This window comes from Psychrobacillus sp. FSL K6-2836 (assembly GCF_038003085.1).
In the GTDB taxonomy this organism is placed as follows: Bacteria; Bacillota; Bacilli; order Bacillales_A; family Planococcaceae; genus Psychrobacillus.
Genome location: NZ_JBBOOM010000001.1, coordinates 714,111 through 737,015 on the forward strand (window position 1 = coordinate 714,111; position 22,905 = coordinate 737,015).

The following is a 22,905-nucleotide window of genomic DNA, read 5'->3' on the forward strand; positions in this document are numbered from 1 at the left end:
GTTTTAAATTTTATTTCAACAATCCTTCTTTTAAATCATTATGCCATTTTGAAAGCGATGGTAGATCCTCATCTTTAATCGTTCCGGCTTCACGAGCTGCATTTGTTAACGCATCATAATTTGTTAAGCTTACAAACGAAATGTCAGCTTCTTCAAATGCTTGTTCAGCCTTAGATAGTCCGTATGTAAAAATGCTTACTACTCCAAGTACTACAAAGCCCGCTTTTCGAAGAGCCTCTACCGCTACTAAGCTGCTGTTGCCTGTGGAGATTAAATCCTCAATAACCACTACTTTTTGTCCAGCTACTATTTTACCTTCGATTTGATTGCCACGGCCATGCTCTTTTGCTTTTGAGCGAACATATAACATTGGAAGTTCCAATACATCACTCACCCATGCAGCATGAGGAATACCCGCAGTTGCCGTACCTGCTATTGCTTCAGTTCCTGGGAAGTTCTTCTCGATTGCTTGCGCTAAGCCTTGTGCAATTTCTTTTCTAATCGTCGGTGACGACATAGTAATTCGGTTATCACAGTAGATTGGGGATTTAATACCAGAAGCCCATGTGAATAGGTCGTTAGGTTTTAATGCAACTGCACCAACCTCAAGAAGTGACTTGGCAATTTTGTTTTCTAAGCTCATGCGTTTTCCTCCCACATTTTCAAAATAGTTTGGTAAGCTTCAACTGGATTTTTCGCTTTTGTTATTGCTCGTCCCACAACAATATGGGAGGAGCCTAATATTCTTGCATTAGTTGGAGTTGCTACACGAACCTGATCATGTGCTTCTCCCTCTGTTAATCGGATACCAGGGGTAACACGGAGAAATTCCTGACCACAAGCAGCTGCAATTTTCTTGGCTTCCAATACAGAGCATACGACTCCATCCAGCGCTGCTATTTTAGCTAGCCCCGCATAATGAACAACCGATTCGTCAATTGTCGTTTGAATCAGCTGTTCCTGTTTCATTTGCTGTTCAGATGTAGAAGTTAGTTGAGTTACTGCAATAATGGAAGGTCTATTATTACCCGCTGCCGTACCTGCCTCTAACCCTTCACGTGCTGCAATCATCATAGCCGCTCCACCCGCTGCATGTACATTTACTAAATCTGCCCCTAAACGAGCAAGACCTTTCATCGCTTGGCCAATAGTATTAGGAATATCATGCAATTTCAAATCTAGAAATACATCATGACCCATTTCTTTCAATTTATAAACAATGGATGGTCCTTCCTGTAAATATAATTCCATCCCTACTTTTACAAATAATGACTGCTCAAACGGAGTTAGAAATTTATATGCATCACTCGCTGAGGAAAAGTCTAGTGCAATAATTGGACTGTTTTTCATAGTCGATGACTCCTTCCAACTAAATCTGTTACTGTCTCAAATCCTAGTTCATCTAATTTTTCTGGAAGCTGTTCGATTAACTTCGGACAAACAAACGGATCTACAAAATTTGCTGTTCCCACGGCAACCGCACTCGCACCAGCTGATAAGAAATCAATCACATCATCGATTGTTGCAACTCCACCCATTCCGATAATTGGAATGGACACTTGTTTTGCTACATCATATACCATGCGAAGTGCCACTGGCTTAATAGCTGGACCTGATAATCCACCTGTTACGTTTGCAATTACTGGACGACCAGTTTTAGTATCTAAGCGCATGCCAAGTAATGTATTAATCATTGTAATACCATCAGCTCCACCTGATTCTACCGCTTTTGCAATCTCTCCAATATCAGTTACATTTGGAGATAGCTTCACGTATACAGGGACAGATGATACTGCTTTTACCGCCTTGGTTAACTCTTCTGCAATAAGGGGGTCTGTTCCAAATGTAATACCACCTTGTTTGACATTTGGACAAGAGATATTTAGTTCAAGTGCGTGCACATTCGGTGCCTTTGAAATCGCTTCTGCAACAGTGACATAATCTTCAGTTGTATAGCCAGCTACATTTGCAATAATTGGTACTTCGTATTGTTCAAGCCATGTAAGTTCGTTTTCCATCACTTTTTTTAATCCAGGATTTTGTAGACCAATGGCATTTAACATTCCTGCTGGTGTTTCTGCCACGCGTGGTGTTGGATTACCAAGTCTTGTTTCAGGAGTTGTTGCCTTAATCATAATGGCACCTAACTTAGACAAATCGTATAATTTTGCATATTCCTTTCCAAACCCAAAACAACCTGACGCCGGCATGATTGGGTTTTTCAAAGAAAGACCTGGTAATTGGGTAGCTAATCTATTCATACTCGAACCACTCCTGACGGGAACACTGGACCATCTGAACAAACCTTCACATAATCAGCATCTATTTTCTCAGTTGTATCACAAACACATGCAAAGCATGCACCAATTCCACAACCCATTCGTTGTTCAAAAGATAAGTACCCTTCTTTTTCTGGGTACATTTTTTCAAGTGCAGCAAGCATTGGAGTTGGTCCACAGCTATAGTAAACCTCAAAATCATCCTTTAATGTCTCCAATACATTTGTTACAAATCCGGTATGACCATAACTACCATCCACTGTTACGATATGAGTTTCTCCAAGTTCTTGAAATTGTTTTTCATAAAAAACAACATCCTCGGATTGAAATCCTAGCACATGGATAGGCTGTACACCTTTTTCCACGAGTCTTTTGGATAATTCATATAGAGGAGGCACACCAATTCCTCCACCAACTAGCAAAGCCTTTTGACCAGTTTCTACCTTATCAATCGGAAAACCATTTCCAAGAGGTCCTAGTACATCTACTAGATCCCCTTGTTTTTTCTCTGAAAGAAGAGTAGTTCCACTTCCATCTGCTCGGTAAATCATTGTAAATTCTAATGATTCCTTATCTATTGTAGAAATGCTTATTGGTCTTCTTAGCAAAGGCTCCATTTGATTAGACACTCGTAGATGGACAAATTGACCTGGCTGTTTCATATCCAGTACAAGACGCCCAGTCAATGTGAGTTCAAAAATGTTCGTCGCAATTGATCTTTGTTGTACGACTTGCATTTGTTCTTGTCTAATCATGCTTTAACCTCCTGATGTTTCATAGTCTCGGTTGAGAATGTCATCGATTCAATAACACGTAGCATTGCTTCTGCAGTATCTAATGATGTTAAACAAGGTATGCCATTTTCTACAGACTCTCTACGAATACGGAATCCATCACGTTCAGGTTGCATTCCTTTAGTTAGCGTGTTGATAATAAATTGTGCTTCCCCTTTTTGAATTACATCTAGTAAGGTAGTTCCTTTTGCACCGATTTTATCTACGATATCTACCGGAATTCCAGCATTTTTAATTGCTTCTGCAGTTCCTTGAGTAGCCATAATTCGGAATCCAATTGCGTAAAATCTTTTCGCAATTTCTGTGCCTTCAGCCTTGTCTTTATCCGAAATGGTCATAAGTACTGTACCATGATCTTTGATTTCCATTCCTGCTGCCGCTAGTCCTTTATATAACGCTTTTTCTAGTGTAATGTCTTTCCCCATTACTTCCCCAGTAGATTTCATCTCAGGTCCGAGCGTAATGTCTACTCTGCGAAGTTTTGCAAAACTGAACACTGGTACTTTTACATATACTCCTGGGCTAGTTGGGGCAAGTCCTGGTGTGTATCCTTGTTCAACGATTGAGTGACCTAAAATCGCTTTTGTAGCAATATTCGCCATTGGAATAGATGTGATTTTACTTAAGAATGGTACCGTTCGACTTGAACGTGGATTTACTTCAATTACGTAAACCTCATCCTTGGAAATGACATATTGGATATTCATCAATCCAACAATTTTCAATCCTTTTGCAAGTCTTGTTGTATAATCTACCAGTGTATCAATCTGTTGTGGTGATAGTTTTTGTGGCGGATATACAGCTATTGAGTCACCTGAGTGAACACCTGCACGTTCTATATGTTCCATAATCCCTGGTATTAATACATTTTCCCCGTCACAAATTGCATCTACTTCAATTTCTGTTCCTGTCAAGTAACGATCGATTAGAACTGGTTTTTCAGGGCTCGCTTCTACCGCATGCTCCATATAGTGTTTAATCTCATCTTCGGTATATACAATCTGCATTGCACGACCACCAAGTACGTAAGAGGGTCTAACTAATACTGGATACCCTATTTCGTTGGCAATTTGAGTTGCTTCTTCCACAGATACTGCAGTTTTTCCGAGTGGCTGTGGAATATCTATTTCATGAAGAGCAGCTTCAAACTTGTTACGGTTTTCGGCACGGTCAATGTCTTCTAGCGTTGTGCCTAGAATTTTAACGCCTCTTTCTTCAAGTCCAGCAGCTAAGTTGATAGCTGTTTGTCCTCCAAATTGTACAACTACTCCCTTTGGCTGCTCTAAATCGACAATATGCATAACATCTTCAAGTGTTAGTGGTTCAAAGTATAATTTATCCGAAATAGAGAAGTCGGTTGAAACTGTTTCAGGGTTATTATTTATAATGATTGCCTCATAACCTGCTTCTTTAATAGCCCATACAGAATGTACTGTTGCGTAGTCAAACTCAACACCTTGACCAATACGAATCGGACCAGAACCTAGTACAATTACGCTTTCTTTTTCCGTACGAATAGATTCATTTTCCTCTTCGTACGTTCCGTAGAAGTATGGTGTTTCAGATTCAAACTCTCCCGCACAAGTATCGACCATTTTGTAAACAGGTACAATTCCATTTTCTTTTTTAAAGTTATAAACTTCTAATTCAGTCACGTTCCAATATTTCGCAATAGTTTTATCAGCGAAGCCCATACGTTTTGCTTTGTATAATACGTCTTGATCGAAAGGATTTTCTTGGATGACTTGTTCAAACTTCACGATATTTTGAAGTTTGTTTAAGAAAAATAAATCAATTTGGCTCCACTCATGAATTGTTTCAACCGATACTCCACGACGTAGCGCTTCTCCTATGAAGAATAGTCTCTCATCTCCTGCACGACGAATACGTTTTTCCATCCATGCATCTGTAATCGACTCACTGTTTTTCATTTCGATATGGAAATGACCTGTTTCAAGTGAACGAACTGATTTAAGTATTGCTTCCTCAAATGTACGTCCTAGTGACATTACTTCCCCAGTAGCCTTCATTTGAGTTCCAAGATTACGTTTAGCTGATTCAAATTTATCGAATGGCCATCTTGGAATTTTCGCTACAATATAATCCAATGCCGGCTCGAAGCAAGCATATGTTTTTTGTGTAACTGGATTCATCATCTCATCCAATGTAAGACCTACTGCAATTTTAGCTGCAAGTTTTGCAATTGGATAACCAGTTGCTTTTGAAGCTAGCGCAGAAGAACGGCTTACTCGCGGGTTAACCTCGATAATATAGTAATTGAAGCTATGCGGATCAAGTGCTAATTGTACGTTACATCCACCTTCAATTTTAAGTGCACGAATAATTTTTAAAGATACATTGCGAAGCATTTGGTTTTCACGATCAGATAATGTTTGTGTTGGAGCAACTACGATTGAGTCCCCTGTATGAATCCCAACAGCATCGAAGTTTTCCATATTACATACAACAATTGCGTTATCGGCAGAGTCACGCATTACTTCGTACTCTATCTCTTTATATCCTGCAATTGATTTTTCAAGTAAACATTGAGTAACAGGGCTGTATTTTAAACCGCTTGTTACAATTTCAACTAGGTCTGCATCATTGTAACAAATACCACCACCTGTTCCACCCATTGTAAATGCGGGACGGACGATAACTGGGTAGCCAATACGTTCTACGAATGCCTTCGCTTCTTCAAGATTATGGATAATATCACTATCTGGAACCGGTTCATTTAATTCATTCATCAGCGTACGGAATAGATCCCGATCTTCTGCTTTGTGAATTGCTTCTAATTTTGTACCTAATATTTCTATTCCTAGCTCATCTAAAATACCAGATTCATCGAGCTCAATAGCCATATTCAACCCAGTTTGTCCACCAAGTGTAGGTAAAATCGCATCTGGACGCTCTTTACGTATGATTTTACTCACAAATGGTAAGGTAAGGGGTTCAATATAAACCTTATCTGCAATTTCTGTATCCGTCATAATAGTTGCGGGATTAGAATTCACTAAAATAACACTATAGCCTTCTTCTCTTAGGGAAATACATGCTTGTGTACCAGCATAGTCGAATTCTGCAGCTTGACCGATGACAATTGGACCGGAACCTATTACTAATATTGTTTTTATATCTTTACGTTTAGGCATGTGAATTCTCCTTTTTGCTCTCTAGATTCATTAATTCGATAAACTCGTCAAATAAATGTTTTGAATCTTCTGGTCCTGATGAACCTTCTGGGTGGAACTGAACACAAAATACTGGGAATTTAGTATGTCTTACCCCTTCGACTGTGCCGTCATTTAACGCAATATGTGTTATTTCTAAATCTGTTTGTGCGATGGAATCTGCATCAATTGCATAACCATGGTTTTGAGAAGTTAACTCTGTTCTTCCAGTTCTTAAATCTTTTACTGGATGATTTCCTCCACGATGTCCAAATTTCAATTTAAAGGATGTGGCACCACTTGCAAGTGAAATAAGTTGATGTCCTAGACATACTCCGAAAATCGGTACTTTCCCGATAATTCCTTTTACCATTTCGATTGCTTCTGGAATATCAGTTGGATCTCCAGGTCCATTGGATAACATAACACCATCTGGGAACATTCCTAAAATTTCAGTTGCAGATGTGTTATAAGGGACTACAATAATATCGCAATCACGTTTGTTTAGTTCTCTTAATATGCCGTGTTTCATACCAAAGTCCACTAGTACTACTCTTTTTCCACGTCCAGGACTTGGATATGGTCTAGTTATCGAAACTTGTTCTACTACGTTTTTAGGGATTTCAGTTGCTTGAAGTTCTTTTACTACTTGCTCCACGTTCACTTCTTCGTCAGCATTTGTAAGTCTTCCTTTTAAAGAACCATGCATACGAATAATACGAGTTAGCTTTCTTGTATCAATTCCTTCAATTCCAGGAACGTTTTTCGCATTTAAAAATTCACTTAAAGTACCAGTATTTCTGAAATTCGATGGTTGTTCAGCAAGCTCTCTTATTACTACTCCGGAAAGTCCAATTGTTATAGCTTCAAAATCATCTGGATTTATACCATAGTTACCAACCATTGGATACGTAAACGTTAATATTTGCCCACAGTTAGAAGGATCTGAAATCGATTCCTGATAGCCTGTCATTGCAGTTGTAAAAATTACTTCCCCAATTGTCCCCGTTTCACTTCCAAATGCATTTCCTTTAAATACCGTACCGTCTTCTAATATTAAGTATCTTGTTTTCATGCTTGTTCCTCCTGCCATACGATTTCTCCGTTATACATTGTAAGTTGCGGCCAACCAGTGCACGGCCATCCATTAAATGGTGTATTCTTTCCTTTGGATACAAATGCTTCTTTATCAATATTTTGTTCTTTTTCTAAATCTAATAAAACTAAATCGGCAGGTGCCCCTACTTCAAGCTTTCCGAATTCAAATCCGAATACCTTCGCTGGTTTGATCGTTAAGTAATCCAAAAGTTGCTTAAGAGTCCAATCGCCATTTTTTACAAAGTGAGTATATAAAAGTGGGAATGCTGTTTCTAATCCGACAATTCCGAATGGAGCTTTTTCAAACCCATATGACTTCTCTTCTTCTGTATGTGGAGCATGATCCGTCGCTATAAAATCTAAAGTTCCATCTTCTAATCCTTCTCGAAGTGCCATCATATCTTCTTTAGCTCTTAGTGGAGGGTTCATCTTCCAAGCTGCTTCATTGGAAGGAATATCATCCTCACAAAGCAACAAATGATGCGGACTTACTTCTGCTGTCACATGGATACCCGCTTTTTTAGCATCTCTTATTACCCGAACAGATTCTTTTGTACTAACATGACATACGTGATAATGAGCTCCTGTTGCTTCCGCGAGTAAAATATCACGTGCAATATGTACTGATTCAGAAACAGAGGGAATACCTTTTAACCCAAGTTCTTCGCTGCGTTTTCCTTTATGCATAACGCCACCGTAAATAAGTGAATTATCTTCACAGTGAGCGACAATTGGAATATTAAATTTTGCTGCCTCCTCCATTGCTTCTAGCATTGTTCCTGCGGTTTGAACACCAACACCATCATCTGTTAAAGCAAAGGCTCCAAGAGTTTTCAATGCTTCGATATCTGTTCTTTCTTTACCCGCTTGTCGTATTGTAATAGAACCATAAGGAAGGACACGAACAAGTGCATTTTTCTCCACTAAACCTAAAACATGTGAGAAGTTTTCTACCGTGTCAGGTACTGGTCTTGTATTCGGCATAGCACAAATGGTTGTATACCCACCTTTAGCCGCTGCCTTCGTTCCCGTTTCAATTGTTTCCTTCTGCTCTCCACCCGGTTCACGTAAATGAACATGTACATCGATGAAACCTGCAGAAAGCAAACGTCCTTTGCCATCTATTTGTTGTGCATCATTTGATGTTATATTTGCTCCGATTGCAGCAATTCTGCCTTCTTGAACTAAAACAGCAGTCGTTTCTAATTCCCCTTCATTGTTAACTATTTGAACGTTTTGAATAATTTTTGTCATGTTATTCTCTCCCTTTCAAAATCATTTCAATGACAGCCATGCGAACATAAACACCATTTTCCATTTGCTTAAAAATCCTTGACCGTTCACATTCTACTAATTCACTAGCAATTTCCACGCCTCTATTGAAAGGGGCAGGGTGCATGATAATTGCATGCTCTTTCATTTTTCGCTCTCGCTCTATTGTTAGACCATACAATTGATGATATTGCTCTTTAGAAAATGTCGTCTTCCCATCATGTCTTTCATGCTGAACACGAAGCATCATGAGCACATCACTATCTTGTATTACATCATCGAATTCATTAAACGCTTTGAACTCACCTTGCCATTCGGGTGGGCAAACAAACCGGACTTGTGCGCCTAATCTTGTAAGTGCGTCTGCATTAGACCTAGCAACACGACTATGAGTGATATCTCCTACAATCGTAATTACCTTATCTTGTAAAGTACCAAACTCCTGCCAAATTGTATAAATATCTAAAAGGCTTTGCGTTGGATGATTTCCTGTACCGTCCCCACCGTTGATAATCGCAGGTTTAACTTTTCCAACTAGCTCTTCAAAATAATTATTTTGCTCATGCCTAATTACTAATAAATCCAGCCCAATGGATTCTAGAACTTTAACGGTGTCATAAAGTGTTTCGCCTTTTAACGTACTCGAGAAGCCAGCATCAAAAGGAAGGATTTCTAAATTCAATTTTCTTTCAGCCATTTCAAAGCTCATCTTAGTTCTAGTGCTAGGCTCAAAAAACAGGTTCGATACCATATATTTATTCTTCAGAGTTGAGGTGGTACCATCACGAAACGCTTGTGTTTGTTTTAATATCTGATGTATTTGATCTGCCGATAAGTCTTTCATTGATACTAAATTTTCCATGAATATCCACCTTTCTGTTTAAATCAAATTCTCCTTGGTTGATTTGCGTCCAGACTTTTATCGAGAAGCACGATAAAGTCTGTGACATCCGCTGGAGGCTTGTTTAGTAAATGTTAAAACCTCCTCGAAAAAGTCTCGAGAAGGTTCGTTTTTGCATAGACAAGTAGCAGGATCATGTTACATGTCCCAACTTGCTATTCGAACCTTTTGCTGACTCACTGTTCAACTTCTTAAAAGGTCTATTATTAAGTTTGATGTAAATCTGTGCTTTCTGCTTGTTTTCTTCCAGGTAGAATGAGGTTTAGTATAACCCCAATTATTGCCGCTAAAGCCATACCCTCAATACTAAGGGCCTCTGTAACGATGAATTTTGCTCCTCCGATTCCTATTACTAGAATTACAGAAGCAATAACTAAATTTCGACTATTGCCGAAATCTACTTTTGCATCCACTAGCATACGTAACCCACTTGCTGCGATAATCCCGAATAATAGGATAGATACGCCACCAAGAACTGCTGTTGGTATCGTTGAAATAACTGCCATTGCTTTTCCAAAGAACGAAAGTAGGATAGCCACTATAGCTGCACCTAAAATGACATAAACACTATAAATACGAGTTATTGCTAAAACTCCGATATTTTCACCGTAAGTCGTTTTTGGTGGACCACCTATAAGTGCACTTACTAAGGTTCCTAAACCATCACCTAGTAATGATCTATGTAGTCCTGGTTCTTTTATATAATCTCTTTCTACAACTTTTCCTAGCACGAGCTGATGTCCAATATGCTCGGATATTGTTACGATTACAATTGGAACCATCACTAGCAAAATATTAGTAGTTATAACAAAATCATAATGTACTCCTGGTATTAAAAAGTCAGGCAAAGCGAATATTTTTGCTTCTTTTATCGGGGTAAAGTCAACAATTCCAATCACGATAGAATATATGTAACCTACTACTAATCCAACTAAGATTGGCATTGTACTAATAATATTTTTGAAGTATACCGTACAAATTATCGCTGTAAACAAAGTAACTAAAGCTGCTGAGAAATGCAAGAAGCTATATTCTTTTAAGCCTGTATCTGCATTTGTTATATTCATTGCCATATCGACTGCAACACCAGACAGTCCCAGTCCAATAACCATGATGACTGGTCCAACAACAATCGCTGGTAAAAGCTTCATGATCCATTTGTAACCACTTTTCCAAATAATAAGGGAAACGATACCATAAACCAATCCTACGAAAACGGCACCGATCATTGCATTCCCTGGATTGATAGCTTTTCCAGTTGTTTCATCTAACCCATTTACTGCTATAATTATCGGCGCGATGAATGCGAACGACGATCCTAAATATGCTGGTACTTGAAATTTAGTTACGAGCAAGAAAATTATTGTTGCAATTCCACTAGTTAACAATGCAATGGCAGGACTCAAACCTACAAGCTGTGGTACTAATATAGTAGATCCGAACATTGCAAACATATGTTGAAAACTTAAAGTGATGAGTTGTCCCCCTGATGGCTTATCATTTACATCTAAAACGGCGTTTGACATGGATTTTTCCTACCTTTTGAATAGATTTTTATTCGTAAATGGTTACTGCGTCTACTTCGTCTGTTTCCGTCACTTTTACTACGATTCTTTCACTGCTAGAGGTGGGTATATTTTTTCCAACATAATCTGCTCGAATCGGTAGCTCGCGATGCCCTCTATCAATTAAAACTGCTAACTGAATTTGAGATGGTCTTCCTAAATCCATTACTGCATCCATTGCAGCTCGGACAGTTCTTCCGGTAAATAAAACATCGTCAACCAAAATAACTTTTTTATCCTTCACATCATGGGTTATATCAACTTGTTGCACTAGCGGTTCAGCTGTATCATTCTTCAAGGAAAGATCATCTCTATATAGCGTTATATCAAGCTCTCCTGTTTTTATCGGTTTGCCCTCAATACGTTCGATTCTACCCGCCAGACGCTGAGCTAAAAATGCTCCTCTAGTTTTGATGCCTACTAGAATACATTCATCAATCCCCTTGTTACGTTCAATAATTTCATGTGCAATTCTTGTGAGTGCTCGATTTATCGCTTGCTCATCTAGAATATTCGCTTTTTCTCCCATCAACTTTCATCTCCTTTGAAAAATAAAAAACCTTCTAAGCTCGAGAGCCCAGAAGGTTGTAAATGCGTAATAAATTAGAGTGATTCCTAAAAATCCGCAGATTGATAGTGAGTCACGTTCACAAGTACCTTCTCAGCCTCTCTGGACTGTTATTAAAGGTGAAGCTATATAATTTTTTATTATTTCTTTCACTAGTATAGAGTACTATTCCTCATTAATCAATGATTGATTTTTTAAATCTTGTATCAAATTAGTGAAATCCTCTGGAAGTGGGTAAGAGAACTCTAAGTATTCTCCCGTTTTTGGGTGAATAAAGCCTAGTAATCCCGCATGTAAAACTTGGCCATCAAAACTAATCGTTTTTTTCGGACCATATTTTGGATCTCCAGCTAGTGGGTAACCAATATATTTCATATGCACACGAATTTGATGCGTACGTCCAGTTTCCAATTGGCATTCAACTAACGAAAATTTATCAAATCTCTCTATAACACGAAAATGTGTAACAGCATGCTTACCATTATCTACTACCGCCATACTTTGTCTTTCTTTTTTATCACGAGCAATAGGAGCATCAATCGTACCCTTATCGTGCGCAATGCGACCGTGCACAAGTGCTGTGTATTTACGAGTAACTGTTTTCTTTACGAGTTGATCCACTAATGAGACATGCGCTACGTCATTCTTTGCTACCATTAATAGACCTGTCGTATCTTTATCGATACGATGCACAATTCCCGGACGCATAACCCCATTAATACCAGACAAATCTTTAATCTGATACATCAGACCATTAACTAGCGTTCCAGTAGTGTGACCAGGTGCAGGATGTACAACCATTCCGCGAGGTTTATAGACAACTACTACGTCCTCATCCTCATAGATGATTTCTAAATTCAAATTCTCTGCAACAATATCGAGTGGTACAGCATCTGGAGGTGTAACGACAATAACATCTCCTGCTTTCACTTTATAGCTAGTTTTGGCCGGTTCATTGTTCACAGTTACAAATCCATCTTTTATAAAGTTTTGAATTTGTGTGCGGGACCAATCAGACTCAAAAGATGCGATTGCTTTATCGATACGCTCTTTTGCTTGTTCATTTTCAATGATAAATGTTAAATCTTCCATTACTTCACCTTTTTCTTTTCAGCTCGTTCTTCTTGAAATACAAATAATATTATAATTATAACCCCAAGAGTTAGTGCAGCATCCGCCACGTTAAAGATTGGAAAATCATAATTAATAATAGGTATTAATACATCGACGAAATCTACTACTTCGCCTCTCCAAAGTCGGTCAATAAAATTCCCTATTGCTCCTCCAAGTAACATCATCAAGCCAGCCTGAAATATTGGCTTTCCTTTTGCTTCTTTATGAAAATAATAGATAATTCCAATGATGACGATGATTGTAACAATGGTAAAGAATCCTATTTTTCCTTGTAGAATGCCCCAGGCTGCTCCTCTATTTCTATGAGAAAGTAGCGCTAAGTAAGGGTCCCACATAATAATTCGTTCACCAAGTATCATATTTTTAACGACTAGCCATTTTGTCCATTGATCTAACGCAATGACAAAAGCCGCCAGTCCATAAAATTTCCACACATTATTTCCCCCACATAACAAATTCTTTTCAGCAAAATTGAACACTCTCCTATTAGTTTAACACAGAACCCTATCATTCGTAAAAGAGACAGTTATGAGATATCAGAAATACTATAGATTTCCGTTACGAGCGGAAGCTTTCCGTGGGAGAGCGATGAACCATCACCGCCTAGCATTTAAATATTCTTACACTAACTTTTGTGGTTGGACGAAGTTGGTGAGTCTATTATTGAAGTTTTTTATAAAGTATCACAGAAATAATAAAATGAGAATTTGATCTTAACCTTCATTTACTTTGAATACTTATATTCTTTAGCCATAAGAATTTGTTTTATTTTCCTAATGAGTACTACTTATCCGATTGACTGGAGTGCAAGTCGAAGACCCCACAGCGAAGCGAGGAGGCTGAGGCAACGCTCACGGAAAGCGTTCGCCTGAAACGGAAATCATTAGCCTCATTTTCATACCAATATCTAATATTCTTATCCCTGACCGAAAAAAATGTGATCCAACTAAAAGTCGGATCACATTTTCTATACTTGTTTACAATGTCACTACAACCTCTGCGCAACGTGCACATAAAGTTGGATGTGCTTCGCTTGTTCCAACTGTTTCGGAAATTGTCCAGCAACGTTCACATTTTTCACCGTCTGCTTTTTCTACTACAACAGAAGCATGCTCTAATGCCAAGCTGTCTGCTGGTGCTTCAGAAGTGGAACCACCTAATTCAAACTTAGAAACGATAAACAATTGTGCAAAGTCAATCGCATCCGTTTCAAATAATGCTCTATAATCATCATTTACATACAAAGCTACTTTTGCTTCTAATGATTTACCGATTGTTTTTGCATTACGTGCTTCTTCTAATGCTTTTAATACATCATCACGTAGTTCCATAATTTTATCCCACTTAGCTGCTAACTCTTTGAATTCTGGATAATCTACTGCTTCTGGCATATCTGTTAACTGAATGCTTTCCGCTGTTTCATGCTCTAAATAAGCCCAAAGTTCATCTGTAGTATGCGGTAGGATCGGCGTTACTAATTTTAATAACGCTAATAATGTATCGTACATAACTGTTTGCATAGCACGACGATCTGGATGGTCTTCTCCATAAATATATACAACATCTTTTGCAATATCTAAGTAGAATGAACTTAGTTCACTTGATACAAAATTATTCACTGTATGGTATACACTTGCAAAATCATAGCGATCATATGCAGCGTTTACACTAGTAATAACTTCTTGAAGCTTCATGTACATATATTGATCTACTTCACGAAGATCTTTAAATTCCACACGATTATTAACAGGATGGAAATCACTGATATTACCATGTAAGAATCGGAATGTGTTACGGATTTTACGATATACTTCGGAAACTTGTTTGAAGATCGCATCAGAAACACGTACATCAGCTGTATAATCCACGGAAGCTACCCATAAACGTACAATATCTGCACCTAACTGATTTATCACTTTAGCAGGAACAATAACGTTTCCTAATGATTTACTCATTTTACGACCATTTCCATCCAACGTGAAACCATGGCTTAACAAACCTTTATAAGGAGCGTGACCAAACATAGCCGTACTAGTGATTAGAGAAGAGTTAAACCATCCACGATACTGATCGGACCCCTCTAGGTATAAGTCAGCTGGGAATACTAAATCCTCACGTTCTTCTAGAACACCTTGATGAGATGAACCCGAATCAAACCAAACATCCATGATATCTGTTTCTTTTGTAAAGATACCGTTAGGACTTCCAATATGTGTAAATCCTTCTGGTAATAATTCCTTCGCTTCTTTTTCAAACCAAATATTTGAACCATGTTCACGGAATAATTTAGAAACATGAGAAATGGTTTCTTCTGTCAGAATTGGTTCTCCATCTTCTCCATAAAACACTGGAATTGGAACTCCCCAAACACGTTGGCGTGAAATACACCAGTCTCCACGATCACGAATCATATTAAATAGACGAGTCTCTCCCCATGCAGGTGTGAATTTTGTATCTCGAATTGCTTGTAGCAATTCATCTCTAAACGCTTCAATAGAAGCAAACCATTGCGCTGTAGCACGATAAATAACTGGTTTTTTCGTACGCCAGTCATGCGGATATGAATGTGTAAAGAATGTAAGTTTTTCAAGTGCACCAGCAGCCTCTAACGCCTCTGTAATTGCTTTGTTGGCTGTGTCATAAAATAACCCTTCAAAACCAGGTGCTTCATCAGTCATTACACCACGATCATCAACTGGACAAAGAACATCTAATCCGTAAGCTTTACCTACGTAAAAGTCATCTTCCCCGTGACCAGGAGCTGTATGAACACATCCAGTACCAGACTCAGTTGTTACATGTTCTCCTAAAATGATAAGTGAATCACGATCGTATAATGGATGCTTAGCAACCAGACGGTCCATTTCTTTCCCTTCAATCGTACGTTCTACTGTATATTCTTCCCAGCCTAATTCTTCCGCTACAGATTTTACTAAATCTAATGCAACAACAAAATTAGAGCCTTTCGTATTAACAACAGCGTACTCCACTTTAGGATGTAGAGAAATAGCTTGGTTTGCAGGAATTGTCCAAGGTGTTGTAGTCCAAATGATAAATTTCGTTCCTTCTTCAAGCACACCTTTACCCTCTGTCACCTCAAAGCTTACATAAATAGATGGCGATTTTTTATCTTGATATTCAATTTCAGCCTCAGCCAATGCGGATTCACTTGATGGTGACCAGTAAACTGGCTTTAATCCTTTATAAATATATCCTTTTTTAGCCATAGCACCGAATACTTCTATTTGGCGTGATTCAAACGCGGGAGTCAATGTAACATATGGATTATCCCAGTCACCACGAACACCTAGACGTTTAAATTGTGAGCGTTGATTGTCAATTTGTTGATAGGCATATTCTTCACAAAGCTTTCTAAACTCAGCTAAAGACATTTCCTTACGTTTTACGCCTTTATTCGTTAGTGCTTGCTCGATTGGAAGACCATGTGTATCCCAGCCTGGAACATACGGGGCATGAAAACCTGCCATAGACTTGTGACGGACAATCATATCTTTTAGTACTTTGTTTAATGCGTGACCCATATGTAGATCGCCGTTCGCATATGGTGGTCCATCATGCAATACAAAAAATGGTCGACCTTTTGTATGATCCTGTACCTTTTTATAAATATCCTGCTCTGCCCATTTTGCTTGAATATCTAATTCTTTCACTGGTAAGTTTCCGCGCATAGGGAATTCTGTCTTTGGCATTAATAATGTGTCTTTGTATTCCATCTTATTACCTCCTGATTAATAAAAGCATGAGTACTGTCTAAGGTGTGCCGAAAACAAAAAAACTCCACATCCCAAAAAGGGACGAGGAGTTATGCTCGCGGTACCACCCTACTTGCGATTTAACTTAAAAATCGCCGCTTAGAATGCCATAACGGGGCATTAACCGAAGACACTTACTAAAGTTCAGTGCCCTTGCTCCAAAGTGATATCCTAAATAAGTTTCTCTTCCTGAGCTCTCACCACCCTCAAGTCGCTATGTCGAAAACAAATTTAGACGTCTTTTTCTACGCATATTATATGATATGAAATTATTATAGGTAAAGTATGCCTATGAGTCAAGAGATGTTAATCTTCCGTGGCTGATATACGATCAATCGCTTCTGTATCCACATCATATTCCATTAAATGGTTCCAGTCATCTGTGTTGATCAAGTCTAGTTGGGCTTCGACTAACATTTTAAAACGATTTCGGAAAACCTTTGACTGTTTTTTCAAGTCCTCGATTTCCAATGCAATCCTTCTAGCTTTTGTTAGTGCTTCATTAACAATTCGGTCAGCATTTTTCTCTGCCTCTTTCACAATCAGCTTCGCTTCTTTTTGTGAATTGCGACGGACTTCCTCTGCAGCCTCTTGAGCAACGACAATTGACTTATGTAATGTTTCTTCAATCGAAGTAAAATGACCAACCTTTTCGCTTGAAGTTTTAAGCTTTGTCTCTAATTCCTTTTTTTCTTTCATCAAAATTTCAAGGTCTTTCATAATTTGATCTAGGAATTCATTTACTTCGTCTTCATTGTATCCTCTAAATCCTTTACTAAATTCCTTGTTATGTATATCAAGTGGTGTTAGTGGCATTTTAACATCTCCTTTACTACTATTCTTTCTATCATTATACATTTCTAAGAAGGTGAATACATCTAAATTTGAAATATTCTTATAAAAATTAACTTTTTAGTTCTAACCTACCTATTTGTAGTCGGATTTTATCTTTTTTTGTTCTTCCCTCAATCATGATTAATTTTACTCTTCCATGCCCTCTTATAGAAAGTAAATCCAGTTCTTGTAATTCAAGAGATACCTGATCTTTTTCTGACCAGTTCACTTTAACCTTTCCACTTTGAATAAGGGTTGCTGATTTTTGACGAGAAATATTAAAAACCGAGGCAATCACCGTGTCTAATCGCAGGGAACTAACCGTTAAAGTCTCAGTTATCCATTCCTCCTGCTGGACAAAGTAATCGATTGGATCTTCTATTTCGTCTATATGAACTTTCACTTTCCCAATGGATGTAAAGTTAGCACGAACATAGTCCAACACCTCTAATGCAACAACGAATTGAATGGAACCATCCTGTACTCGTATATCACCAAACTTGCTACGATCAATTCCAAGTGACATCATCGAACCAAGAACATCCTTATGCTTTAATGTTACGAATTTAGTAGGATAATGGACTTCTACTACTCTCATAGAGAAATCGTTATCTGATGGAGTATAATAAGAAGGGAACAGCAGAACTCTTTTTCTCTCCGCATCTTCTAGAGCACCTGTTGCTGTAGATCCAATATCTTCATATTGCCTACGAATCGAATCAACGATAAATTGCTGTCTGGGATCGAGAAAGTCCGTTATCTTAGGAGCATATCTATCTTCTACTTCCCGCATCATACTCACAACCTGTTCAATAAAAGGCTGCTCCTCTTTTCTAAAATGTTGCAATACATTTTCCATTATAATATTCCCTTTCTAGTATAGTAAAAAACCCCACGTAAGTGAGGTTAGAGAATTGTATACGCTATAAAATATATACCCTTCATTGCTAGGTTTAATACAAAAATTGCTACAATAGGTGAGATATCAATCATACCTAGTGGAGGAATAATCTTTCTAAACGGTTCCAAATATGGTTCACATATTCTTCCTAAAAACTTACCAAAACTCGATTGTTGAATGCTCGGTACCCACGACATTAAAATATATGCTATTAATGCATACGTATAAATTTGAACACCCCAACTTATTAAATATAAAACTAATCCCATAAGTTAATTACTCCTCTGTTAATCTAGGTCGTTATAATAATAATCCGATATTGCACCATCGACTTCAACTGAGTCTGGTGCACAAAGGAATATATCCGTACCTATTCTTTGTATGTCTCCACCTAAAGCGTACACTGTTCCACTTAAAAAGTCGATTATTCTAATTCCTTGCTCTTTATCTATACGTTGCAGATTTACAATTACAGCTTTTTTACTTTTTAAGTGTTCAGATATATCTTGTGCCTCTGCATACACTCTTGGTTCTATCAATATTACTTTGGATGACTTTTGTACATTTTGAATACTAACAAGATTAGGAGTATTCACTTCTTTAGGAATCGTATTGAATTTACGCTCTTGAGGTGCAGATTTAACAGATTGCTGTTTTATATTATTATCTACAGGTTTTTGATGCTGAGGTCTTGATTGCTGCGCTTCTGATGCTTCCTCATCCTCGTCTAAGTAGAAGAAATTTTTCATCCAGTTTTTCATGCTCATACAACTCCCTCCCTCTCTTTTCCAACCAATGCTGTTCCGATTCTTATAAAAGTAGCACCTTCTTCTATCGCTATTTCATAATCCCCAGACATTCCCATGGAAAGTTCTGTACAAGGTGCGTTGACAATCTTTTTAGCTGCAATTTTACTTTGGAGCTGTTTCAATCTCCGAAAAACATCGCGTATGATTGCGTCATCTTCGGTATTTGGAGCCATTGTCATCAATCCAATGATACGAATACGTTTATGCTTTTTAAGCTGATCTACGAATGCTTCCACTTCAGCAAAAGAAAGCCCATGTTTTGACTCTTCTTGCGAAACGTTTACTTGTACAAAACAATCTTTCGTGGAGGTAGCTCTTTTCTCAATTTCATCCGCTAAACTCATCCGGTCCAATGAATGCAGGAAATTAATATCGTTAATAACCGATTTAACTTTTCTTGTTTGTAAAGTACCTATGTAATGCCACTTGACATCATTAGAAATGGCATCTAACTTTTTCTTTAAACCCTCTGGTCTATTTTCTCCTAAATGCAGAACACCATTCTCAATTACCTCGTTAGTTCGATTAACTGAGACTTCTTTTGTTACAGCTATTAATGTAACATCTTCTAATTTTCTATTAGCTCTTTCACTTGCGCTTTGCATTCGTTGTTGAATTTGTTCTAAATTTTGTTGTACGTTTGTCATTCGAAACCCAACTTTTCATCATTTGTTTTTTTGTTTATTGTATCAATGAAAAGCCGTTTTATCAATGATGAACATTATTAGTCTAAGTTTTTGATACAATTATAACATCTTTTCCAATTATCGCTATATTTTGTACTGCTATTTTCTTCGTCTCTCTTTTTTTATTAAAAAAAGTTGGATAAGCGCCATTTTCCTCTACTAGAAATGAAATAATATAACCAGTGTCTTTATCAATTTCCGCATCCACAATATAGCCTAGTAATTGTCCACTTTTCGCTTCTATCACTTCTTTTTGCTGTGCATCTGAAAATTTCATCATTAACCCCCTTTTATTCATTATATGACTGAAAATGAAAAAAACGCTTTTTTCTTAAAAGAAAATAACGGAGGTTATTGAATCGTTCACATCAATTAATAAACGAGTAGAAGTAACCAAGGAACTGAACAGTACACTTGGAAAGATTAACCTCTTGGTAGCCATTTACTTGCGGTGACCAACCGTTTACTTGATTCTACAAACATTTACTTGCTTTGCGCTGTGGTCTACTTGCTCTGGGCGGTAGCTCACTTGCTAAATGGAAGTTTATCCGCTTTTGAATTTTTAGCAACAAAAAAACGCTTTTTTCTTGAAAGAAAAAAGCGCTTGTGTTAATAGAATACACTTATGGATTCAATTGGCTTTGAATAGTTGATAAAGCACTCTTCTCTAATCGGGAAATTTGTGCCTGTGATAAACCTAGGTCCATCGCTATTTCTGTTTGTGTAGCTCCATAGTAAATTCTTTTCGTTAATATTTTCTTTTGTCTTGTATCTAGCTTCTGAAAACTTTCTTTCACTGTAAAATAAGTGACCCATTGATCTTCGGATACATCATTATCGCATAATTGGTCCATCATATAAATAGCGTCGCCACCATCACTGAATATTGGCTCTTGTAAAGATACTGGATCCTGAATGGCATCTAAAGCAATTAATATATCTTCCACCGAAATATCAAGCTCTTTAGACAGATCATCCAAGGTTGGCTCTTGTAAATGCTCGTTTATAAACTGTTCCTTTGCTTTCATAGCTTTATATGCAATATCTCTTAACGATCTTGATACTCTTACTGAATGGTGATCACGTAAATGTCTTTTTATTTCTCCAATAATCATAGGAACTGCATACGTAGAAAAACGGACGTTATGCTTTAGATCGAAATTCTCAATTGACTTGATGAGCCCAATGCAACCAACTTGAAACAAGTCATCTGCTTGCTCTCCCCGATAAGCAAACCTTTGAACCAGGCTTAAAACTAACCTTAAATTACACATTACTAGCTCATCTTTAACAGAGTCTTCACCAGCTTGTAATCGAATAAACAATTCTTTCATTTCTTCATGCTTAAGTAAAGGAAGCTTAGATGTATCAATGCCGCATAATTCAACTTTTGTTCTCGTCATAGATCTTCCTCCGGACTTTTTAATTGTTCTAAGTCAGTTTGTCCGGGAAAGAAAAGATTATTCTTTATGATTCTATCCAATTTCACCCATTAGGCAATTGGTTCGTTTAATAGCTCCTTTAAGTCTAAAATGATTTTCTTTTCTAAACGAGATATATATGATTGCGAAATACCTAAATGATCAGCTACTTCTTTTTGGGTCATTTCTTCTTTACCATTTAGCCCAAATCGACATTGCATAATATACTTTTCCCTATTGCCGAGTAGATTTATCGCTTCAAATACATGTTGGCGCTCTAATTTTTTCTCCACATCTTCAATGATTAAGTCTTCACTAGTACCTAAAATATCTGATAGTAATAGTTCATTTCCATCAGAATCAGAATTTAAAGGTTCATCAAAAGAGACTTCTGACTTCATACGATTTGTCTTTCGTAAATGCATTAAAATTTCGTTCTCTATACATCTGGAAGCGTAAGTTGCAAGCTTGATACCTTTTTCAAGATTAAATGTCTCTACGGCCTTTATTAGACCAATAGAACCTATACTTATTAGATCCTCTATATTCGTATTTGTCTGATCAAATCTTCTCGCAATATAAACAACTAATCTTAAGTTGCGTTCGATTAATACATCTCTGGCATGTTCATCCCCATCCATAAACGCCAGTAGCATCTCTCGTTCCTCTTCTCTCGATAATGGCTTAGGTAATGATTCATTACCACCAATATAATGTACACTTTTTCTTCTAAAGGAAAGTACCCAATAGTAAATCTTACGCAACCATTTCATCAGCATTACCCTACACTCCTTTTCTTCAAATGAAAATATGAGGAACTATGCAAAATTCCATCTGCCTCATGTGGAAACTTTTCTTTTGCTTTCGTCATTACAATATATCCTTTAGGTAATGTCTGATCGCCAATTGTCCACTGATCATACTTAATACCAACAACCCATGTTTTATGCTTTTGAATCGTTGCAATTGGGATTAATCGTAATTTACTTGAATATTCTTTTGGAATCTTGTCCAATCCGTTCCTTCCATTAAACTCCCAATCACTAATAGCTTTAAATAACGCATTTGGCAATACCTCCTGTAGCATTTCTGCTGCCACAAAGTGGACAGGATCATTGGATAACGGTTCTGTACACACATTTCCTGAGTCTATAAAAAGTGTCAGCTCTTTAGAAACACCAAATAACGTAACATTAGATGAATATAAGAGCTCCCTTTCACCGTGTGCTATATTCAAATGAAGGACATGTTTGGTCAACAAATATAAACCACCAGTAGCAATCAAAGCAAAGTTAATAATCATAAACAAATTACTACTTTTGTCATACAAAGGAGCAATAGCTGTGAGTAATCCACCAGCAAAAACACTAGCTAATAACGTTAATATAATTGCTTTAACTATTTGTGAACGTTTTTTCCAAAAAGCGATAGCAATCATTACAAAAAAAGATAAAAATATTGTACTCATAGAATGAGAGAAAACAACTGTGATTACTCCAGCAGTTAAAGCAGATAGGAATAAATACCTTTTCTGATTTTCAATCCACCCAATTTTATTGGCAAATGCCAATACGGTATAATTGAAAAAAGTATTGGTTACAATCATTACTTCCGCGTACATAATTTCCCTCCTTTTGATTAAAGCTTAGCATCCAAAGTGTAAGAAATTTGTCAAAAGAACGCTCGAAAACGTTCTT

22 protein-coding genes and 1 other annotated feature are annotated in these 22,905 nt (G+C 37.5%); all 22 genes read right to left on the minus strand.

Annotated elements, in window-relative coordinates; translation table 11 throughout:
* Positions 1 to 10 precede the first annotated feature (10 nt).
* The 22 genes from pyrE to MKY37_RS03650 all read right to left on the minus strand — a co-directional run bounded on the left by pyrE (position 11) and on the right by MKY37_RS03650 (position 22,829).
* Positions 11 to 643: an orotate phosphoribosyltransferase gene (pyrE, locus tag MKY37_RS03545; RefSeq protein WP_340773831.1), complete on the minus strand. Its 633-nt coding sequence runs from the start codon at positions 641 to 643 to the stop codon at positions 11 to 13.
* Positions 640 to 1,350, minus strand: a complete 711-nt coding sequence (gene pyrF / locus MKY37_RS03550; RefSeq protein ID WP_340773834.1) for an orotidine-5'-phosphate decarboxylase — start codon at positions 1,348 to 1,350, stop codon at positions 640 to 642. Before pyrF ends, pyrE begins: the two co-directional genes overlap by 4 nt.
* A complete protein-coding gene (locus MKY37_RS03555) occupies positions 1,347 to 2,261 on the minus strand; it encodes a dihydroorotate dehydrogenase (protein WP_340773836.1) in 915 nt (304 codons plus the stop codon). The genes pyrF and MKY37_RS03555 overlap by 4 nt, the downstream gene beginning before the upstream one ends.
* On the minus strand, positions 2,258 to 3,034 hold the full coding sequence (locus MKY37_RS03560) for a dihydroorotate dehydrogenase electron transfer subunit (protein ID WP_340773838.1): 777 nt from the start codon (positions 3,032 to 3,034) through the stop codon (positions 2,258 to 2,260). The genes MKY37_RS03555 and MKY37_RS03560 overlap by 4 nt, the downstream gene beginning before the upstream one ends.
* Complete coding sequence (gene carB / locus MKY37_RS03565) at positions 3,031 to 6,228, minus strand: carbamoyl-phosphate synthase large subunit (RefSeq protein ID WP_340773840.1); 3,198 nt, start codon at positions 6,226 to 6,228, stop codon at positions 3,031 to 3,033. The genes MKY37_RS03560 and carB overlap by 4 nt, the downstream gene beginning before the upstream one ends.
* Positions 6,221 to 7,321 carry a carbamoyl phosphate synthase small subunit gene (locus tag MKY37_RS03570; protein WP_340773843.1) on the minus strand — a complete coding sequence of 367 codons (1,101 nt, stop codon included), beginning with the start codon at positions 7,319 to 7,321 and terminating at the stop codon, positions 6,221 to 6,223. The genes carB and MKY37_RS03570 overlap by 8 nt, the downstream gene beginning before the upstream one ends.
* Positions 7,318 to 8,598 (minus strand): dihydroorotase, encoded by a 1,281-nt coding sequence (locus MKY37_RS03575; protein WP_340773846.1) that lies wholly within the window; start codon positions 8,596 to 8,598, stop codon positions 7,318 to 7,320. Before MKY37_RS03575 ends, MKY37_RS03570 begins: the two co-directional genes overlap by 4 nt.
* A 1-nt stretch (position 8,599) precedes the next feature.
* Positions 8,600 to 9,478: an aspartate carbamoyltransferase catalytic subunit gene (locus tag MKY37_RS03580; protein WP_340773848.1), complete on the minus strand. Its 879-nt coding sequence runs from the start codon at positions 9,476 to 9,478 to the stop codon at positions 8,600 to 8,602.
* Between the two features lie 245 nt (positions 9,479 to 9,723).
* Complete coding sequence (locus tag MKY37_RS03585; RefSeq protein WP_340773851.1) at positions 9,724 to 11,043, minus strand: solute carrier family 23 protein; 1,320 nt, start codon at positions 11,041 to 11,043, stop codon at positions 9,724 to 9,726.
* Between the two features lie 28 nt (positions 11,044 to 11,071).
* Complete coding sequence (pyrR, locus tag MKY37_RS03590) at positions 11,072 to 11,611, minus strand: bifunctional pyr operon transcriptional regulator/uracil phosphoribosyltransferase PyrR (protein WP_090562776.1); 540 nt, start codon at positions 11,609 to 11,611, stop codon at positions 11,072 to 11,074.
* Positions 11,612 to 11,815: 204 nt separating this feature from the next.
* On the minus strand, positions 11,816 to 12,742 hold the full coding sequence (locus MKY37_RS03595) for an RluA family pseudouridine synthase (RefSeq protein WP_269921344.1): 927 nt from the start codon (positions 12,740 to 12,742) through the stop codon (positions 11,816 to 11,818).
* On the minus strand, positions 12,742 to 13,218 hold the full coding sequence (lspA, locus tag MKY37_RS03600) for a signal peptidase II (RefSeq protein ID WP_340773858.1): 477 nt from the start codon (positions 13,216 to 13,218) through the stop codon (positions 12,742 to 12,744). The genes MKY37_RS03595 and lspA overlap by 1 nt, the downstream gene beginning before the upstream one ends.
* Before the next feature lie 543 nt (positions 13,219 to 13,761).
* Positions 13,762 to 16,518, minus strand: a complete 2,757-nt coding sequence (gene ileS, locus MKY37_RS03605) for an isoleucine--tRNA ligase (RefSeq protein ID WP_340773861.1) — start codon at positions 16,516 to 16,518, stop codon at positions 13,762 to 13,764.
* Positions 16,519 to 16,592: 74 nt separating this feature from the next.
* Positions 16,593 to 16,814 (minus strand) — a binding site (T-box leader).
* 49 nt (positions 16,815 to 16,863) lie between these two features.
* Positions 16,864 to 17,373, minus strand: coding sequence for a DivIVA domain-containing protein (locus MKY37_RS03610; RefSeq protein ID WP_340773863.1), 510 nt, complete (start codon positions 17,371 to 17,373; stop codon positions 16,864 to 16,866).
* 88 nt (positions 17,374 to 17,461) lie between these two features.
* Complete coding sequence (locus MKY37_RS03615) at positions 17,462 to 18,250, minus strand: YlmH family RNA-binding protein (RefSeq protein WP_340773865.1); 789 nt, start codon at positions 18,248 to 18,250, stop codon at positions 17,462 to 17,464.
* Between the two features lie 47 nt (positions 18,251 to 18,297).
* The gene (locus MKY37_RS03620; RefSeq protein WP_340773867.1) at positions 18,298 to 18,561 is read right to left on the minus strand and encodes a YggT family protein; all 264 of its coding nucleotides are present in this window, start codon (positions 18,559 to 18,561) and stop codon (positions 18,298 to 18,300) included.
* 18 nt (positions 18,562 to 18,579) lie between these two features.
* Positions 18,580 to 19,059 (minus strand): cell division protein SepF, encoded by a 480-nt coding sequence (locus MKY37_RS03625; RefSeq protein ID WP_340773870.1) that lies wholly within the window; start codon positions 19,057 to 19,059, stop codon positions 18,580 to 18,582.
* Complete coding sequence (locus tag MKY37_RS03630; protein ID WP_340773872.1) at positions 19,056 to 19,748, minus strand: YggS family pyridoxal phosphate-dependent enzyme; 693 nt, start codon at positions 19,746 to 19,748, stop codon at positions 19,056 to 19,058. The genes MKY37_RS03625 and MKY37_RS03630 overlap by 4 nt, the downstream gene beginning before the upstream one ends.
* Positions 19,749 to 19,830: 82 nt before the next feature.
* Entirely contained in the window at positions 19,831 to 20,064 is a 234-nt protein-coding gene (locus MKY37_RS03635; protein WP_340773874.1) for a YlmC/YmxH family sporulation protein, read from the minus strand.
* Positions 20,065 to 20,410: 346 nt separating this feature from the next.
* Positions 20,411 to 21,190, minus strand: a complete 780-nt coding sequence (sigG, locus tag MKY37_RS03640; RefSeq protein ID WP_340773876.1) for an RNA polymerase sporulation sigma factor SigG — start codon at positions 21,188 to 21,190, stop codon at positions 20,411 to 20,413.
* Between the two features lie 89 nt (positions 21,191 to 21,279).
* Positions 21,280 to 21,987 (minus strand): RNA polymerase sporulation sigma factor SigE, encoded by a 708-nt coding sequence (gene sigE / locus MKY37_RS03645; RefSeq protein ID WP_211893551.1) that lies wholly within the window; start codon positions 21,985 to 21,987, stop codon positions 21,280 to 21,282.
* Positions 21,987 to 22,829 (minus strand): sigma-E processing peptidase SpoIIGA, encoded by an 843-nt coding sequence (locus MKY37_RS03650; RefSeq protein ID WP_340773879.1) that lies wholly within the window; start codon positions 22,827 to 22,829, stop codon positions 21,987 to 21,989. Before MKY37_RS03650 ends, sigE begins: the two co-directional genes overlap by 1 nt.
* Positions 22,830 to 22,905 lie beyond the last annotated feature (76 nt).

Excerpts from the sequence above, each read along its gene's own strand:
- MKY37_RS03625 (WP_340773870.1), bottom strand. The coding sequence starts at position 19,059 with ATGAGCATGAAAAACTGGATGAAAAATTTCTTCTACTTAGACGAGGAT.
- MKY37_RS03555 (WP_340773836.1), bottom strand. The coding sequence starts at position 2,261 with ATGAATAGATTAGCTACCCAATTACCAGGTCTTTCTTTGAAAAACCCA.
- pyrE (WP_340773831.1), bottom strand. The coding sequence starts at position 643 with ATGAGCTTAGAAAACAAAATTGCCAAGTCACTTCTTGAGGTTGGTGCA.
- MKY37_RS03585 (WP_340773851.1), bottom strand. The coding sequence starts at position 11,043 with ATGTCAAACGCCGTTTTAGATGTAAATGATAAGCCATCAGGGGGACAA.
- MKY37_RS03635 (WP_340773874.1), bottom strand. The coding sequence starts at position 20,064 with ATGAAATTTTCAGATGCACAGCAAAAAGAAGTGATAGAAGCGAAAAGT.
- MKY37_RS03580 (WP_340773848.1), bottom strand. The coding sequence starts at position 9,478 with ATGGAAAATTTAGTATCAATGAAAGACTTATCGGCAGATCAAATACAT.
- MKY37_RS03610 (WP_340773863.1), bottom strand. The coding sequence starts at position 17,373 with ATGCCACTAACACCACTTGATATACATAACAAGGAATTTAGTAAAGGA.
- MKY37_RS03620 (WP_340773867.1), bottom strand. The coding sequence starts at position 18,561 with ATGGGATTAGTTTTATATTTAATAAGTTGGGGTGTTCAAATTTATACG.
- sigE (WP_211893551.1), bottom strand. The coding sequence starts at position 21,987 with ATGCTGATGAAATGGTTGCGTAAGATTTACTATTGGGTACTTTCCTTT.
- pyrF (WP_340773834.1), bottom strand. The coding sequence starts at position 1,350 with ATGAAAAACAGTCCAATTATTGCACTAGACTTTTCCTCAGCGAGTGAT.
- MKY37_RS03650 (WP_340773879.1), bottom strand. The coding sequence starts at position 22,829 with ATGTACGCGGAAGTAATGATTGTAACCAATACTTTTTTCAATTATACC.
- MKY37_RS03570 (WP_340773843.1), bottom strand. The coding sequence starts at position 7,321 with ATGAAAACAAGATACTTAATATTAGAAGACGGTACGGTATTTAAAGGA.
- MKY37_RS03630 (WP_340773872.1), bottom strand. The coding sequence starts at position 19,748 with ATGACAAACGTACAACAAAATTTAGAACAAATTCAACAACGAATGCAA.
- MKY37_RS03575 (WP_340773846.1), bottom strand. The coding sequence starts at position 8,598 with ATGACAAAAATTATTCAAAACGTTCAAATAGTTAACAATGAAGGGGAA.
- MKY37_RS03595 (WP_269921344.1), bottom strand. The coding sequence starts at position 12,742 with ATGGAAGATTTAACATTTATCATTGAAAATGAACAAGCAAAAGAGCGT.
- sigG (WP_340773876.1), bottom strand. The coding sequence starts at position 21,190 with ATGACGAGAACAAAAGTTGAATTATGCGGCATTGATACATCTAAGCTT.
- MKY37_RS03615 (WP_340773865.1), bottom strand. The coding sequence starts at position 18,250 with ATGGAAAATGTATTGCAACATTTTAGAAAAGAGGAGCAGCCTTTTATT.
- ileS (WP_340773861.1), bottom strand. The coding sequence starts at position 16,518 with ATGGAATACAAAGACACATTATTAATGCCAAAGACAGAATTCCCTATG.
- MKY37_RS03560 (WP_340773838.1), bottom strand. The coding sequence starts at position 3,034 with ATGATTAGACAAGAACAAATGCAAGTCGTACAACAAAGATCAATTGCG.
- pyrR (WP_090562776.1), bottom strand. The coding sequence starts at position 11,611 with ATGGGAGAAAAAGCGAATATTCTAGATGAGCAAGCGATAAATCGAGCA.
- carB (WP_340773840.1), bottom strand. The coding sequence starts at position 6,228 with ATGCCTAAACGTAAAGATATAAAAACAATATTAGTAATAGGTTCCGGT.